Genomic DNA, 14,474 nt, shown 5'->3' on the forward strand with positions numbered 1-14,474 from the left:
TGCGCAGCCACATTCGTTTCAAGCCGGAGATCTCAATATGCGTCCAGCAGGCCGTAGCGCTAATCAGGTGCGTCCCGTAACCCTGACCCGTAATTATACAAAACATGCTGAAGGCTCGGTGCTGGTCGAATTCGGAGATACCAAAGTGCTGTGTACTGCCTCTATTGAAGAAGGCGTACCCCGTTTTCTGAAAGGGCAAGGGCAGGGTTGGATTACTGCCGAATACGGTATGCTGCCACGCGCTACGCATACGCGTAATGCGCGTGAAGCGGCAAAGGGCAAGCAGGGCGGCCGTACCATGGAAATTCAGCGTCTGATCGCTCGTGCATTGCGTGCAGCAGTTGATCTCAAGACGCTTGGCGAATTTACTATCACGCTGGACTGCGATGTTATTCAGGCCGACGGTGGTACTCGTACGGCTTCTATCACCGGTGCTTGTGTTGCTCTGGCCGATGCGCTGAAAAAGCTGGTCGAGAACGGTAAGTTGAAAACCAACCCGATGAAAGGAATGGTTGCTGCGGTATCCGTGGGTATCGTGAATGGCGAAGCGCTGTGCGATTTAGAGTATGTTGAAGACTCTGCTGCAGAAACGGATATGAATGTGGTGATGACTGAAGATGGCCGCATTATTGAAGTTCAGGGGACGGCAGAAGGCGAGCCGTTCAGCCACGAAGAACTTCTCTCCTTGTTGGCGCTAGCCCGAGGGGGAATCGAATCTATTGTAGCGACGCAGAAGGCGGCGTTAGAAAATTGATTTTTAAGGCGACTGAGAAGTCGCCTTTTTTTTGTCTGAAATAAAGTGAGATGAGGAGCGAATCCATGAAACCGTATCAGCGCCAGTTTATTGAGTTTGCGCTTAACAAGCAGGTACTAAAGTTTGGCGAGTTTACGCTGAAATCCGGGCGCAAGAGCCCCTATTTCTTCAATGCCGGACTGTTTAATACCGGGCGCGACCTGGCTCTGTTAGGTCGTTTCTATGCGGAAGCGCTGGTGGATTCCGGCATTGAATTCGATTTGCTGTTTGGTCCTGCATACAAAGGGATTCCAATCGCAACCACAACCGCGGTTGCGCTGGCGGAGCATCACGACAAAGACCTTCCATACTGCTTTAACCGTAAAGAAGCCAAAGATCATGGCGAAGGCGGCAATCTGGTCGGTAGTGCGCTACAGGGACGTGTGATGCTGGTGGACGACGTGATTACGGCTGGCACCGCGATCCGCGAATCAATGGAGATTATTCAGGCGAATGGCGCAACGCTTGCGGGCGTGCTGATTTCATTGGATCGTCAGGAACGTGGACGTGGCGAGATTTCAGCCATTCAGGAAGTGGAGCGCGACTATCGCTGCCAGGTGATCTCTATCATTACGCTGAAAGACTTGATTGAGTACCTGGGTGAGAAACCAGAGATGGCTGAGCATCTGGCTTCCGTTCGCGCGTACCGGGAAGAATTTGGGGTGTAATTTCGCCTGAAATGCCCGGTAGCGCTTCGCTTACCGGGCAATAAAGAGTTACTGCAACTGTGCGGAAACCAGCGGCCAGCGGGCGTCGAAATCGTCGGTCGGTCGGTATTTGAATTCGCTGCGAACAAAACGCGACAGCATGCCTTCACAGAACGCCAGAATCTGGCTCGCCAGCAGCGTTTCTTCCGTGACGTAACCTTCGCCTTCACGCATTCTCTTTTCCCGCAAAACCTGACGCAACTGCGCTTCGATACGTTCGAAAAGCTGGTTGATTCGCCCTTGCAAGCGGTCTTGTTCAAACATTAATGCGTGTCCGGTGAGAATACGCGTCAGACCGGGATTGCGTTCGCCAAATCCCAAAATCAGCAACACAATCAAACGCAAGCGTGTGCCGGTGTCTTTCTCATCTTTCAAAATTAAATTGATACGGGTAATCAGACTATCTTCGATAAACTCGATCAGGCTATCGAACATGCGCGTCTTGCTGGGAAAATGGCGATACAGAGCGGCTTCGGAAACGCCGACGGAAGCTGCCAGTTTTGCTGTCGTGATGCGCTGGCTTCCATCGCTGGATTCCAGCATCAGCGCCAGGGACTGAAGTATTTCTTCGCGACGATTCCGTTTCGCAGTTTGTTTTTCTGCCATGTTACAAAATACCCCTGAAAATAAGCACTTGCCAGGCTGGCACCCACACTACGACCGCAAACTCAGGGTTTGCGGTGATGTTATGACGTTATTGCGTAGTGGGATACGTGACGTATTACTTACGTCCTGAATGGCCGAAGCCGCCTTCACCACGATCGGTGGCATCAAAATCTTCCACCAGATTAAATTCGGCCTGCACAACAGGAACAAAAACCATCTGTGCGATACGCTCGCCAGGTTCAATGGTGAAGCTGTCCTGACCACGGTTCCAGACGGAAACCATCAACTGGCCCTGGTAATCTGAGTCGATCAAACCGACCAGGTTGCCCAGCACGATACCATGTTTATGACCCAGGCCGGAGCGCGGCAGAATAACGGCTGCCAGAGAGGGATCGGCGATATGAATAGCCAACCCTGTCGGCAGCAACGTCGTCGCGCCAGGCGCCAGCTCTACGGCGGCGTCGAGACAGGCTCGCAGGTCAAGTCCGGCGGAACCGGAGGTGGCATATGTCGGAAGCGGGAACTGCTGCCCAACTCGCGGGTCCAGAATCTTAACGTCGATTTTTTTCATCATAACGGGTCACGATCTCGTCGAGTAATAATTGGCCGAGGAGTTCCTTACGCTCAAGCGGTAAGACTTTATCTCCATCCTGCCAGAAAAGGTGCAAAGCGTTGCTGTCGCTATTAAAGCCTTGAGTTGTAAGCGAAACATCATTCGCGCAGATCATATCAAGGTTTTTACGGATACGTTTTTGCTGGGCATATTCTTCCACATTATTCGTTTCGGCGGCAAACCCAACGACAAAGGGGCGATTAGCATCAAGTGCGGCGACCCCGGCGATAATGTCAGGGTTTTTGACCATTTTTATTGTTAATTCATCACCCTGAGTGGCTTGTTTCTTGATTTTTTCATTTGCGACAGAGGCGGCTCGATAGTCAGCCACTGCGGCACAACCGATAAAAATATGCTGCTGTTGCGCTGCCGCCTGGACCGCCGCTTCCATTTCCACCGCAGTCATCACATCAACACGCTGAACACAAGGCGGCGTCGGCAGTGAAACCGGCCCGGAGACCAGCGTCACGTTAGCCCCGCGCCGTGCGGCTGCGGCAGCAATCGCGAATCCCATCTTGCCGGAGCTATGGTTAGAGATATAACGCACCGGGTCGAGTGGCTCGCGCGTTGGACCCGCCGTAATCATGATGTTGAGATGTTGCAGATCGTTGACAGGCGAAAAATGTGCTGCAGCCATATCCACAATCGTTAACGGGTCGAGCATGCGGCCAGGACCCACGTCTCCGCATGCCTGGCTTCCGCTGTCCGGGCCCCAAATCAGCAAGCCGCGGGAGGCAAGAATGCTCAAATTATGCTGTGTTGCCGTGGCGCGGTACATTTGCTGGTTCATCGCCGGAAGCACGGCAACCGGTGACGGCGTGGCCAGGCAGATCGTCGAGACCAGATCGTTTGCCATACCGGCAGCGACGCGGGCAATCAGGTCGGCCGTCGCTGGCGCGAGGATAACCAGATCGGCCCATTTCCCCAGCTCAATATGGCCCATGGCCGCTTCGGCGGCGGGATCCAGCAGGCTATCGGAAACGGGGTAGCCCGAAACCGCCTGTAAACTCAGGGGGGTGATAAAGGCTTTTGCCGCTTCAGTCATTACCACGTGGACATCGGCGCCACGTTCACGCAAACGACGTACCAGTTCCGGGGTTTTATAGGCCGCAATGCCGCCGCTGACACCGAGAACGATTTTTTTACCGGCCAGGCTCATCATGATCTTTCCTGTTGGGTGTTGGGTTTCACCAGAAGGCGGATATTTTATCACAATCCTTAGCGCGTCGTGTTTTTGCCCGCGATTCACTTTGCGAAGCGGTACGCAGGAGTGATAACAGGGCGTCGAATCTCCTGAGTGGCTGTGCCAACATGTGGCATGACTCAGGGGGAAGGTGCGTATGGATACCGCAGAAAATTTGATGCCTCGGGAAAAAATGCTGAAGTCAGGAATTGGTTCCCTCAGCGATGTGGAGCTTCTGGCCCTCTTTTTACGTACGGGAACGCCGGGAAAAGATGTGATGACGCTGGCGAAAGAGATGCTCCGCCATTTCGGTTCTCTCTACGGCCTGCTGACGGCTGATTTTATACAGTTCCGTTCTCTTTCCGGGGTGGGGATTGCTAAATATGCGCAGCTTAAAGGGATTGCAGAACTGGCCCGGCGTTACTACAACGTACGGATGATGGAGGAAAATTCGCTGCTGAGTCCGGAAATGACGCGGGAATTTTTGCAAAGCCAGCTCATGGAAGAGGAACGGGAGATCTTTTTGGTGATCTTTCTTGATGCCCAGCATCGCGTCATTACGCACAGCCGCCTGTTTGCCGGAACGCTCAGCCATGTTGAGGTGCATCCGCGTGAAATCATCCGCGAGGCGATAAAATTAAATGCGTCGGCGGTGATCCTTGCACATAATCACCCTTCGGGGTGTGCAGAGCCGAGTAAAGCGGATAAACTCATCACCGAGCGTGTGGTAAAATGTTGCCAGTTCATGGATATCAGAGTGCTTGATCACCTCGTGATTGGGCGCGGAGAGTACGTTTCTTTTGCCGAACGTGGCTGGATTTAGAGCACTTTGCGCGATCCAGTGGGATCTTTGTCTGTTCGGGACTTGAGCACATCGCTTACACAGCGTATACTACGCCACCTTTGAGAATCTCGGGTTTGGCATTTGGGCCTGGCAATCGAGAGTTCGCTTAGAACTGCGATAACCGGGCTGAGAAGCCTGACGAGGCGCCAATACCCCATACGAAGCTCGAGCTAATTTGATTTTTGGAGAATAGACATGTCCCGAGTCTGCCAAGTTACTGGCAAGCGTCCGGTGACCGGTAACAACCGTTCCCACGCACTGAACGCGACTAAACGCCGTTTCCTGCCTAACCTGCACTCTCACCGTTTCTGGGTTGAGAGCGAGAAGCGTTTTGTCACCCTGCGTGTATCTGCTAAAGGTATGCGTGTTATTGATAAGAAAGGCATCGAAACAGTTCTGTCTGAACTGCGTGCCCGTGGCGAAAAGTACTAAGTACTAAGAGGAAATAAATCATGGCTAAAGGTATTCGTGAGAAAATCAAGCTGGTTTCTTCTGCTGGTACTGGTCACTTCTATACCACTACGAAGAACAAACGTACTAAGCCGGAAAAACTGGAACTGAAAAAATTCGATCCAGTTGTTCGTCAGCACGTTTTATACAAAGAAGCGAAAATCAAATAATTTTCGTTTTGATGTAAAGAAAAACCCTGCCTCGGCGGGGTTTTTTGTTTTCTGGCCGTCCCCATAATAAAGACAGATGAAACAGTGCCGGAGACGCTATGCCTGAGTTACCTGAAGTTGAAACCAGCCGCCGTGGGATCGAACCCCATCTGGTCGGGGCAACCATTTTGCACGCCAACGTGCGCAATGGGCGTTTACGATGGCCTGTATCAGAAGAAATCTACCGTCTGAGTGATAAGCCCGTACTGAGCGTGCAACGCCGTGCCAAATACCTGCTGCTGGAGTTACCGGATGGCTGGATAATCATTCATCTGGGGATGTCAGGCAGCTTGCGTATCCTCCCTGAAGAACTCCCCGCAGAAAAGCACGATCATGTTGATTTGGTGATGAGCAACGGGAACATTCTCCGCTACACCGATCCGCGTCGCTTTGGCGCCTGGCTTTGGACGAAAGAGCTGGAAGGGCATAATGTCCTGGCACACCTTGGCCCGGAGCCGCTGAGCGACGATTTCAACGGCGAGTATCTGCAACAGAAGTGCGCAAAGAAGAAAACGGCCATAAAGCCGTGGTTGATGGATAACACGTTGGTGGTGGGTGTCGGTAATATCTACGCCAGCGAGTCGCTGTTTGCGGCAGGCATCCATCCTGACCGTCTGGCTTCGTCGTTGTCACCAGATGAGTATGTGCTGCTTGCACGCGTGATTAAGGCTGTTTTACAGCGTTCTATCGAACAGGGAGGGACGACGTTGAAGGATTTCCTGCAAAGCGACGGTAAGCCAGGATATTTTGCGCAGGAATTGCAGGTGTACGGACGTAAAGGTGAACCTTGTCGGGTCTGTGGCACACCGATTATCGCCACCAAACATGCTCAGCGCGCGACGTTTTATTGTCGTCAGTGTCAGAAGTGATTGAAGGGTAGAGCGATTGCAGGCCGGATAAGCGCCAACGCTATCCGGCATTGTCGTTACTTCAGCTTATCCATCAGCGCCTGATGAACGTTGGCCGGCAGGAAATGGGTAACATCACCCTGATGACGCGCCACCTCTTTGACCAGCGAAGAAGAGATAAATGACCACTCTTTGGAGGGCATCAGGAAGACGCTTTCCAGTTCTGGCATCAGATGGCGATTCATGTGCGCCAACTGCATTTCATACTCAAAATCCGCCACCGCACGCAGGCCACGAATCAGAATGCTCGCCTGTTGTTCACGAGCGAAGCTCGCCATTAAGTCGCTAAACCCCATCACTTCAACGTTACCGAGATGTGCCGTCGCCTGTTGCGCCAGCGCCACTCGCTCTTCAAGCGTGAACATCGGTTTTTTACTGGGGCTGGCGGCAATGGCCAAAATCACGTGATCAAACATCTGTGTCGCACGTGTCACGATATCGATATGACCGTTAGTAATCGGATCGAAGGTACCCGGATAAATTGCCCGTTTTTGCATGATAGCCCTCAATGCGTTTTAGGTGGCAGGTAGGGTTCCAGCAGTTGTAGCAGACGCTGAAGCGCGCCCTGGTTTTGATACAGCACTTCAACAGCATGGCGACCATAGAAATTACGGTAATCGGCATCGGTCAGCAAAGAAGAGACTTCTTTTGCCAGTGTGGTGTCATCGGTGACGGTGATAAGGCCACTTGCCTGCTCCAGCCTGGCGCAAATATCTTTAAAATTAAAGGTATGCGGTCCCATTAATACCGGGATAGCGTGCGCAGCAGCCTCCAGCGGATTATGCCCGCCCCGTTCGACCAGTGAACCGCCGACGAAAGCGAGATCCGCAATACCGTAGAGCAACATCAATTCGCCCATGGTGTCGCCGATGACCACCTGAGTGCTGGCGGAGGGCACTTCTCCTGAGGAGCGTGTGGTAAAGCTTAGTCCAGCCTGACGTACGAGGTTAATCGCATCCGGAAAACGTTCAGGATGTCGGGGAACCAGAATTAGCAGCAGATTGGGGAACTGGTGTAGCAACGTCTGATGCGCGGCGATAATCACGCTTTCTTCGCCGTCATGGGTACTGGTGGCAATCCACACGGGACGATGCGGCGCCCACTGGCGACGCAAGGTGACGGCTTTAGCCGCCAGCTGTGGGGTGACAGAAATATCGAACTTCAGGCTACCGGTGACGGTAACTTGATTGTTCCTCGCCCCCAACGTTACAAAGCGCTCGCCGTCTTCGCCATTTTGCGCCGCAATGAGTGTAATACGACGCAGCAACGTGCGGACAAATTTACCCAGCTTTGCGTAACCCGCCGCTGACCGTGCAGAAAGGCGCGCATTGGCAATCACCAGCGGAATATGACGTTTGTGCAGTGCGGCAATCAGATTTGGCCACAGCTCAGTTTCCATGATCAACACCAGTTTGGGGTCGACTTTATTGAGGAAACGATTGAGCGCATCTGGCAAATCATAAGGCAGATAGACGTGCTGAACATCGCTACCAAAAGCGGACTGCACGCGCTCTGAACCCGTAGGCGTCATGGTGGTGACCGTGATCGGAAGATCCGGATAACGGTGACGCAGGGCGCGGACCAAAGGTATTGCGGCCAGTGTTTCACCCACAGAGACGGAATGCAGCATGATCCCGCCGGGTTTCAATGGACGACGGTAAAATCCGTAGCGTTCACCCCAACGTTTTCGATAGGCAGGCGCCTTACGTCCGCGCAACCAAAGCCGTATCCAGATCAATGGCTGAATAAGGTAGAGAAGGGCGGTGTAAAGCAATTCGAGCATAATAAATAGCTGACTTAGGGATGTGCTGGGGATTCTATGTATTTAGCTCAGGCTTTACCATTACTTTTCCTGTTTTTGAATCAAATAGCCTGAAACGTGGATAAAGAATGCAGGAGGCCACAGTTTTTTTGTATTTTTATGCGATTCATTGATTTTCCCCTGTAACGCAATCTTAAATGGTCGTATTAGCCCGGCGTGCTGTTTTTTATTCCACTGATTATAAAAGAAAAAGAATGCGACGCGCTTAAAATTTATTCATATCGGATCGCGGCGAAAGAAGTGATACACTAACATGCACAAAGTAAGTGCGCGTATCAGTATTCAGGTAGCTGTTGAGCCTGGGGCGGTAGCGTGCTTTTTTTCTGCTTACCTTTACCGGAAAATCACAACAAAAGAGTCGCTTGTGGATAAGCCATTTAGAAAAATCCTGGTCGTAAAGATGCGTTTTCACGGAGATATGTTACTCACGACTCCCGTTATTAGTACGCTAAAGCAGAATTACCCTGATGCAAAAATCGATGTACTGCTTTACCAGGACACAATGCCCATTTTGTCTGAAAATCCTGAAATTAATGCTCTTTACGGCATAAAAAATAAGAAAGCCGGCGCGATGGAGAAAATTTCAAACTTCATCCAACTGGTCAAAACGTTACGGGCAAACCAATATGATCTGATCGTAAATTTGACCGACCAGTGGATAGTCGCTCTGCTGGTGCGAATGCTGAATGTTCCGGTCAGGATTTCGCAGGATTATAGCCACCGTCAGTCCTCATTTTGGCGAAATAGCTTTACTGCCATGGCGCCGCTACAGGGAGCGAATGTGGTGGAGAGTAACTTATCCGTTCTGGCTCCATTAGGGATCTCGTCGAACGTGGCTCGCACGACCATGAGTTATAACCCTTCTTGCTGGGAGCGTGTGCGCAGCGAGTTAGATAAGGCAGGGGTCGGCGAGCGTTATGTGGTGATCCAACCCACCGCGCGCCAAATTTTTAAGTGCTGGAATAACGAGAAGTTTTCACAAGTCGTTGATGCTTTACACGATCGTGGCTACGAGGTTGTGTTGACTTCCGGCCCTGGGCAGGACGATTTGGCCTGTGTTGATGCTATTGCTCAGGGGTGTCAAACACACCCTGTTACGGCGCTTGCCGGTAAAGTGACGTTTCCGGAACTGGGAGCGTTGATTGATCATGCCGATCTGTTTATTGGCGTAGATTCAGCGCCTGGGCACATTGCCGCTGCCGTCGATACTCCGCTGATTTGCCTGTTTGGGGCGACGGACCACAATTTCTGGCGGCCGTGGTCGAATAATATGATTCAATTTTGGGCGGGTGACTATCGCTCCATGCCTCCACGCGAGCAGCGCGATCGCAATGAAATGTATCTTTCCGTTATTCCGGCAAGTGACGTTATTGCGGCTGTTGATAAGCTGCTGCCATCGGGTCGCGTTTCTTCAGTGGCGGATACCCCATCATGATCGTCGCATTTTGCCTGTACAAATATTTTCCCTTCGGCGGTTTACAGCGTGATTTTATGCGCATTGCGCAGACCGTCGCCTCGCGTGGTCACCATGTTCGGGTCTATACCCAGTCCTGGGAAGGCGAGTGCCCTGATGTTTTTGAACTTATCCGGGTTCCAGTGAAATCGCGCACTAATCATGGTCGTAACGCTGAGTATTATTCCTGGGTGCAGGCGCATATGCGTGAGCATCCGGTTGATCGGGTTGTCGGGTTTAATAAAATGCCGGGGCTGGGTGTCTACTACGCAGCCGATGTGTGTTATGCCGAGAAAGTCGCACAGGAAAAAGGCTTTTTTTACCGGCTGACGTCACGGTATCGCCATTATGCAGCCTTCGAGCGCGCAACCTTTGAACAAGGTAAGCCAACGAAATTGCTGATGTTAACGGATAAGCAGATAGCCGATTTTCAGAAGCATTATCAGACTGAAGCCGATCGCTTTCACATTCTCCCTCCGGGGATTTATCCGGACAGAAAATACAGCCAGCAAATTCCAGATAGCCGGGAAATTTACCGTCAGAAAAACGGTATTACAGAGCAACAGAATTTACTGTTGCAGGTCGGTTCTGATTTCACGCGTAAAGGTGTCGATCGCTCTATTGAGGCGCTTGCATCATTACCCGAAGCTCTGCGACATAATACGCTGCTGTTTATTGTGGGTCAGGATAAGCCGAGAAAATTTGAATCTCTGGCGGAAAAGCTGGGCGTAAGAGCCAATGTCCATTTCTTTTCTGGCCGTAATGATGTTGCGGAGTTAATGGCCGCCGCCGACATATTATTACACCCCGCTTATCAGGAAGCTGCGGGTATTGTCTTACTGGAGGCAATAACTGCGGGATTACCTGTTCTGACCACCTCTGTTTGTGGCTACGCACATTATATTGTGGATGCGAATTGCGGTGCAGTGATAGAAGAACCTTACCGACAAGAAGGGCTAAATGAGATTTTACGCAAAGCGTTAACTCAACCTTCATTGCGTGCTGCCTGGGCAGAAAACGCCAGGCATTATGCCGATACACAAGATTTGTACAGCCTGCCAGAAAAAGCGGCGGATATTATTACAGGTGATTTGGATGGTTGAGCTGAAAGAGCCACTGACCACGCTATGGCGAGGTAAAGATGCGTTCGAGGAAGTTAAAACGTTGCAGGGGGAAGTCTTCAGGGAACTGGAGACCCGCAGAACACTGCGATTTGAACTGGCCGATAAAAGCTACTTCCTTAAATGGCATAAAGGCACATCCCTAAAAGAGATTGTCAAAAACCTACTCTCACTGCGTATGCCTGTGTTAGGTGCCGACAGAGAGTGGAATGCGATTCATCGCCTCCGTGATTTAGGCGTAGACACGATGCACGGCGTGGGGTTTGGTGAAAAAGGCGTGAATCCGCTGACCAGAACTTCCTTCATCATTACCGAAGATCTCACCCCCACCATCAGTCTGGAAGAGTATTGCGCTGACTGGGCAACGAATCCTCCTGATGTGAAAGTGAAGCGGATGCTCATCGAACGTGTTGCTACGATGGTGCAAAAAATGCATGCAGGCGGGATCAATCACCGTGATTGCTATATATGCCACTTCCTTTTACATCTGCCTTTCTCAGGTGAGGAAAAAAATCTCAAGATTTCGGTTATTGACCTTCACCGGGCGCAGATTCGTCGTAACGTTCCACGTCGCTGGCGTGATAAAGATCTCATCGGTCTCTATTTTTCCTCAATGAACATTGGCCTGACTCAGCGGGACGTTTTCCGCTTTATGAAGGTATATTTTAGTTTACCCCTTAATGACATCCTCCACCGGGAAGATGAGCTTATTAAAAAAACTAAAATCAAAGCAGAAAAAATCAGAGAAAGAACGATTCGCCGATCGTTATGAATCAATTCTTGCGAGTTGTATAGATTTACAGGTCAGGATGAAGCTCCGCGTTTCATCTGTTTCTGAGTTGAATAAAAGGTGGCGTAGAGTAATGTCAATCGCACCTTCAAATATATTGGGTAAGTATTAAATATGTCACAGTTTAGTGATAAAGACGTCATTCTTTCTGTCATGGAGTATAACTTTCATGACAGAATATCTGAAAATAATTTTAATATAGCGTTTGGTATAGATAAAAATTTTCTTTTTGGATGTGGTGTATCTATTGCTTCTATACTATTAAGCAATAAATCGATAAACTTTGACTTTCATGTTTTTACTGATCATTTTAGCGAAGATGATCAGAATAGATTTTCTGCATTAGCCGAACAATATAAAACCTGCATAAAAATCTATTTAATAGATTGTAATAAATTAAAGTCATTACCCAGCACGAAGAACTGGACATATGCAACATATTTTCGTTTTGTCATTGCCGATTATTTTTATGGTAAACTAGATAAGTTACTCTATCTGGATGCTGATATTGCCTGTAAAGGCAGTATTCAGGAACTGGTTGATTATTCTTTTGCGGAATACGAGATTGCTGCGGTAGTTGCAGAAAGGGATATCGAATGGTGGACCGACCGTTCTATCACTCTGACAACCCCAGAGCTTGTATCTGGATATTTTAATGCAGGCTTTTTGCTCATTAATATTAATGAATGGCAAAAAAGTGATATTTCAGTCAAGGCGATTGAGATGTTGCGGATTCCTGAGTGGGTGGCTAAAATTACTCATTTGGATCAGGATGTCTTGAACGTTCTTCTTGTTAGCAAAGTGAACTTCATTGATGGGAAATATAATACTCGCTTTAGTATCAATTATGAATTGAAAGATAAAGTGATTAACCCTGTCAATGATGAAACCGTGTTTATTCATTATGTTGGACCGACAAAACCCTGGCATGAATGGGCAAACTACCCTGTTTCGCAAAGCTTTATTCATGCGAAAGAGCATTCACCTTGGTGTAATGTCGCTCTGCTCCAACCTGCAAATAGCAACCAATACAGATATTGTGCTAAGCATAAATTTAAGCAGAAAAAATTTCTCCAGGGCGTGTTGAATTACATAAAATATTATAAGGCTAAAGCAATCAAATAATAAAAAGACCTTTTAATAGTAACTAATATAATGGCTATCGCATGATTCATAAAAAAAAGATTAAAGATTTAACTGTATTCATAAAAGATAATGATCCTTTTTATGAGAAAATATTAAATGATTTTCTCAATTTCGATCTCAAAATACTGAAGGTATTTCGCTCGATTGATGATACAAAAGTCATCTTGATTGATACACCTCGAGGTCCAATTGTATTAAAAGTCTTTGCACCAAAACATAAAAAGTTAGAGCGATTTCTTAAATCGTGTATAAAAAAAGACTATTACGAGAATTTGATCTACCAAACCAACAGAGTTCGTAGTGAAGGTGTCAATTCTATAAATGACTATTATTTACTTGCAGAGTATAAAACATTAAATTTTGCACATTACTTCATAATGCTCATTGAATATATTGAAGGTGTTGGGCTAGAAGAATATAAAGAAATACCTAAAGATATAAAACATCAACTAGCAGAGTCAATTAAAGAATTGCATGCTCACGGTATGGTTTCAGGAGACCCTCATAAGGGGAATTTTATCGTTTCTGAAAAAGGTCTTCGTCTGATAGATTTATCAGGCAAAAAAATAAGTCCTGTATTGAAGGCCAAGGACAGAATTGATCTTGAACGCCATTATGGTATAAAAAACGAAATTCAAGACTCAGGATATAACTCGTTACTCTTTAAAAAGAGATTGAAAGCGATAATTAGAGATATAAAAATAAAACTCGGATTAAAAAAATAGTAGCTAAACCAGAACGGCTAGACTCCGACACAATATCAATGTATTGATGCCGTAATATCTATGAAAATGAAAGGTGACCGGGAATTGGATTTTAAAAATTTAACCAAATTTAAAGATATAATAGTATTAGACTGTCGTACGGTTAAATGCAATGACCGCGATACTTTTAATATTTCATGGGGAATTGATAGTAACTATCAAGTCGGTGCTGCAATATCGATAGCATCAATTCTGGAGAATAATAAACAGAATAATATTGAATTTACTTTTCATATTATTGCTGATTACCTTGACCAGGATTATGTAGAGCTTTTAACACAGTTAGCAGAACAGTATAAAACAGTCATTAAACTATATCATATTGATTCTGAACCATTGTCTACGCTACCAAAGACTAATATATGGCCAGTATCAATATATTATCGCTTACTTTCTTTCGACTATTTCTCTGAACGCCTGGATAAATTGCTTTATCTTGATGCCGATATAACATGCAAAGGTTCATTGCAAGAGCTTTCGGTATTGGAGTTCGATCATGAGTACGGAGCAGTGGTGGTCGATGTTGATTCAATGCAAGCCAGGAGTGCAGAACGATTGAATAACGCAGAGTTTGAAGGTAATTATTTTAACTCTGGGGTGATGTATATCAATATGAAGCAATGGTTGCAATCAAATCTGACTGAGAGATTCTTCGATTTACTTTCTCAGGATGATGTTGTTGCAAAGATAAAATATCCTGATCAGGATATACTAAATGTCATGTTCCTCCATCATGCTAAAATCTTGCCGCAAAAATATAATACTATTTATTCATTGAAATCTGAGTTTGAGATAAAAAATATAAATTACTATAAATCAATTATAAATTCAGAAACCGTATTTATACATTACACTGGTGTAACCAAACCCTGGCATGACTGGGCTAACTATCCATCGGCACAATTTTTCCGCAGTGTGTATCAAAAATCTCCCTGGAGAGAAAGAAATTTAATTCCCGCAGTGCGAAAACATGAGTATAGAGAAAAATATAAGCACTTGCTTTATCAAAACAAAATAATCAGTGGGCTTATTTCAGCAATCAAATATAACTTAATGAAGGGTTGA

The 14,474-nt window shown here is 47.6% G+C and carries 17 protein-coding genes; 12 read left to right on the forward strand and 5 right to left on the reverse strand.

Translation table 11 applies throughout. The features are described from left to right. Positions 1–37: 37 nt before the first annotated feature. Positions 38–754: a ribonuclease PH gene (gene rph / locus P2W74_RS00360; protein ID WP_162382375.1), complete on the forward strand. Its 717-nt coding sequence runs from the start codon at positions 38–40 to the stop codon at positions 752–754. A 65-nt stretch (positions 755–819) separates the two neighbouring features. Next, positions 820–1,461 (forward strand): orotate phosphoribosyltransferase, encoded by a 642-nt coding sequence (gene pyrE / locus P2W74_RS00365; RefSeq protein ID WP_276293466.1) that lies wholly within the window; start codon positions 820–822, stop codon positions 1,459–1,461. A 48-nt stretch (positions 1,462–1,509) separates the two neighbouring features. On the opposite strand, the gene slmA is transcribed toward pyrE, so the two are convergent. From slmA to coaBC, 3 genes are all read right to left on the reverse strand, one after another. Then, positions 1,510–2,106: a nucleoid occlusion factor SlmA gene (gene slmA, locus P2W74_RS00370; protein WP_276293467.1), complete on the reverse strand. Its 597-nt coding sequence runs from the start codon at positions 2,104–2,106 to the stop codon at positions 1,510–1,512. A gap of 115 nt (positions 2,107–2,221) precedes the next feature. After that, positions 2,222–2,680 carry a dUTP diphosphatase gene (gene dut, locus P2W74_RS00375; RefSeq protein ID WP_203359572.1) on the reverse strand — a complete coding sequence of 153 codons (459 nt, stop codon included), beginning with the start codon at positions 2,678–2,680 and terminating at the stop codon, positions 2,222–2,224. Further along, positions 2,658–3,878 (reverse strand): bifunctional phosphopantothenoylcysteine decarboxylase/phosphopantothenate--cysteine ligase CoaBC, encoded by a 1,221-nt coding sequence (gene coaBC / locus P2W74_RS00380; RefSeq protein WP_276295268.1) that lies wholly within the window; start codon positions 3,876–3,878, stop codon positions 2,658–2,660. Before coaBC ends, dut begins: the two co-directional genes overlap by 23 nt. Positions 3,879–4,059: 181 nt before the next feature. On the opposite strand from coaBC, the gene radC reads away from it, so the two are divergent. The 4 genes from radC (at position 4,060) to mutM (ending at position 6,274) form a co-directional block, all read left to right on the forward strand. After that, entirely contained in the window at positions 4,060–4,725 is a 666-nt protein-coding gene (radC, locus tag P2W74_RS00385) for a RadC family protein (RefSeq protein ID WP_276293468.1), read from the forward strand. A gap of 216 nt (positions 4,726–4,941) precedes the next feature. Further along, a complete protein-coding gene (gene rpmB / locus P2W74_RS00390) occupies positions 4,942–5,178 on the forward strand; it encodes a 50S ribosomal protein L28 (protein WP_003024071.1) in 237 nt (78 codons plus the stop codon). Between the two features lie 20 nt (positions 5,179–5,198). Then, on the forward strand, positions 5,199–5,366 hold the full coding sequence (rpmG, locus tag P2W74_RS00395; protein ID WP_003024094.1) for a 50S ribosomal protein L33: 168 nt from the start codon (positions 5,199–5,201) through the stop codon (positions 5,364–5,366). Positions 5,367–5,464: 98 nt separating this feature from the next. After that, positions 5,465–6,274, forward strand: a complete 810-nt coding sequence (gene mutM, locus P2W74_RS00400; protein ID WP_276293469.1) for a bifunctional DNA-formamidopyrimidine glycosylase/DNA-(apurinic or apyrimidinic site) lyase — start codon at positions 5,465–5,467, stop codon at positions 6,272–6,274. 56 nt (positions 6,275–6,330) lie between these two features. On the opposite strand, the gene coaD is transcribed toward mutM, so the two are convergent. Together coaD and waaA are read right to left on the reverse strand one after the other, a co-directional pair. Continuing rightward, complete coding sequence (gene coaD / locus P2W74_RS00405; RefSeq protein WP_276293470.1) at positions 6,331–6,810, reverse strand: pantetheine-phosphate adenylyltransferase; 480 nt, start codon at positions 6,808–6,810, stop codon at positions 6,331–6,333. Positions 6,811–6,818: 8 nt separating this feature from the next. Beyond that, positions 6,819–8,096 carry a lipid IV(A) 3-deoxy-D-manno-octulosonic acid transferase gene (gene waaA / locus P2W74_RS00410; RefSeq protein WP_276293471.1) on the reverse strand — a complete coding sequence of 426 codons (1,278 nt, stop codon included), beginning with the start codon at positions 8,094–8,096 and terminating at the stop codon, positions 6,819–6,821. A gap of 403 nt (positions 8,097–8,499) precedes the next feature. On the opposite strand from waaA, the gene rfaQ reads away from it, so the two are divergent. The 6 genes from rfaQ to P2W74_RS00440 all read left to right on the forward strand — a co-directional run bounded on the left by rfaQ (position 8,500) and on the right by P2W74_RS00440 (position 14,474). Further along, positions 8,500–9,570 (forward strand): lipopolysaccharide core heptosyltransferase RfaQ, encoded by a 1,071-nt coding sequence (gene rfaQ, locus P2W74_RS00415; RefSeq protein WP_276295269.1) that lies wholly within the window; start codon positions 8,500–8,502, stop codon positions 9,568–9,570. Then, a complete protein-coding gene (locus tag P2W74_RS00420; RefSeq protein ID WP_276293472.1) occupies positions 9,567–10,691 on the forward strand; it encodes a glycosyltransferase family 4 protein in 1,125 nt (374 codons plus the stop codon). Before rfaQ ends, P2W74_RS00420 begins: the two co-directional genes overlap by 4 nt. Further along, a complete protein-coding gene (gene rfaP / locus P2W74_RS00425) occupies positions 10,684–11,481 on the forward strand; it encodes a lipopolysaccharide core heptose(I) kinase RfaP (RefSeq protein ID WP_276293473.1) in 798 nt (265 codons plus the stop codon). The genes P2W74_RS00420 and rfaP overlap by 8 nt, the downstream gene beginning before the upstream one ends. 132 nt (positions 11,482–11,613) lie before the next feature. Next, positions 11,614–12,624, forward strand: coding sequence for a lipopolysaccharide 3-alpha-galactosyltransferase (gene waaO, locus P2W74_RS00430; protein ID WP_276293474.1), 1,011 nt, complete (start codon positions 11,614–11,616; stop codon positions 12,622–12,624). A 41-nt stretch (positions 12,625–12,665) separates the two neighbouring features. After that, a complete protein-coding gene (gene rfaY, locus P2W74_RS00435; RefSeq protein ID WP_276293475.1) occupies positions 12,666–13,370 on the forward strand; it encodes a lipopolysaccharide core heptose(II) kinase RfaY in 705 nt (234 codons plus the stop codon). Positions 13,371–13,454: 84 nt separating this feature from the next. Next, the gene (locus tag P2W74_RS00440) at positions 13,455–14,474 is read left to right on the forward strand and encodes a glycosyltransferase family 8 protein (RefSeq protein ID WP_276295270.1); all 1,020 of its coding nucleotides are present in this window, start codon (positions 13,455–13,457) and stop codon (positions 14,472–14,474) included.

Source organism: Citrobacter enshiensis (genome assembly GCF_029338175.1).
Taxonomy (GTDB): domain Bacteria; phylum Pseudomonadota; class Gammaproteobacteria; order Enterobacterales; family Enterobacteriaceae; genus Citrobacter_D; species Citrobacter_D enshiensis.

What these genes read in the sequence shown, in the direction of transcription:
- mutM (WP_276293469.1), top strand. Translation starts at nt 5,465, where the DNA reads ATGCCTGAGTTACCTGAAGTTGAAACCAGCCGCCGTGGGATCGAACCC.
- radC (WP_276293468.1), top strand. Translation starts at nt 4,060, where the DNA reads ATGGATACCGCAGAAAATTTGATGCCTCGGGAAAAAATGCTGAAGTCA.
- slmA (WP_276293467.1), bottom strand. Translation starts at nt 2,106, where the DNA reads ATGGCAGAAAAACAAACTGCGAAACGGAATCGTCGCGAAGAAATACTT.
- waaA (WP_276293471.1), bottom strand. Translation starts at nt 8,096, where the DNA reads ATGCTCGAATTGCTTTACACCGCCCTTCTCTACCTTATTCAGCCATTG.
- rfaP (WP_276293473.1), top strand. Translation starts at nt 10,684, where the DNA reads ATGGTTGAGCTGAAAGAGCCACTGACCACGCTATGGCGAGGTAAAGAT.
- waaO (WP_276293474.1), top strand. Translation starts at nt 11,614, where the DNA reads ATGTCACAGTTTAGTGATAAAGACGTCATTCTTTCTGTCATGGAGTAT.
- rpmB (WP_003024071.1), top strand. Translation starts at nt 4,942, where the DNA reads ATGTCCCGAGTCTGCCAAGTTACTGGCAAGCGTCCGGTGACCGGTAAC.
- coaBC (WP_276295268.1), bottom strand. Translation starts at nt 3,878, where the DNA reads ATGAGCCTGGCCGGTAAAAAAATCGTTCTCGGTGTCAGCGGCGGCATT.
- rph (WP_162382375.1), top strand. Translation starts at nt 38, where the DNA reads ATGCGTCCAGCAGGCCGTAGCGCTAATCAGGTGCGTCCCGTAACCCTG.
- rpmG (WP_003024094.1), top strand. Translation starts at nt 5,199, where the DNA reads ATGGCTAAAGGTATTCGTGAGAAAATCAAGCTGGTTTCTTCTGCTGGT.
- P2W74_RS00420 (WP_276293472.1), top strand. Translation starts at nt 9,567, where the DNA reads ATGATCGTCGCATTTTGCCTGTACAAATATTTTCCCTTCGGCGGTTTA.
- pyrE (WP_276293466.1), top strand. Translation starts at nt 820, where the DNA reads ATGAAACCGTATCAGCGCCAGTTTATTGAGTTTGCGCTTAACAAGCAG.
- dut (WP_203359572.1), bottom strand. Translation starts at nt 2,680, where the DNA reads ATGATGAAAAAAATCGACGTTAAGATTCTGGACCCGCGAGTTGGGCAG.
- coaD (WP_276293470.1), bottom strand. Translation starts at nt 6,810, where the DNA reads ATGCAAAAACGGGCAATTTATCCGGGTACCTTCGATCCGATTACTAAC.
- rfaY (WP_276293475.1), top strand. Translation starts at nt 12,666, where the DNA reads ATGATTCATAAAAAAAAGATTAAAGATTTAACTGTATTCATAAAAGAT.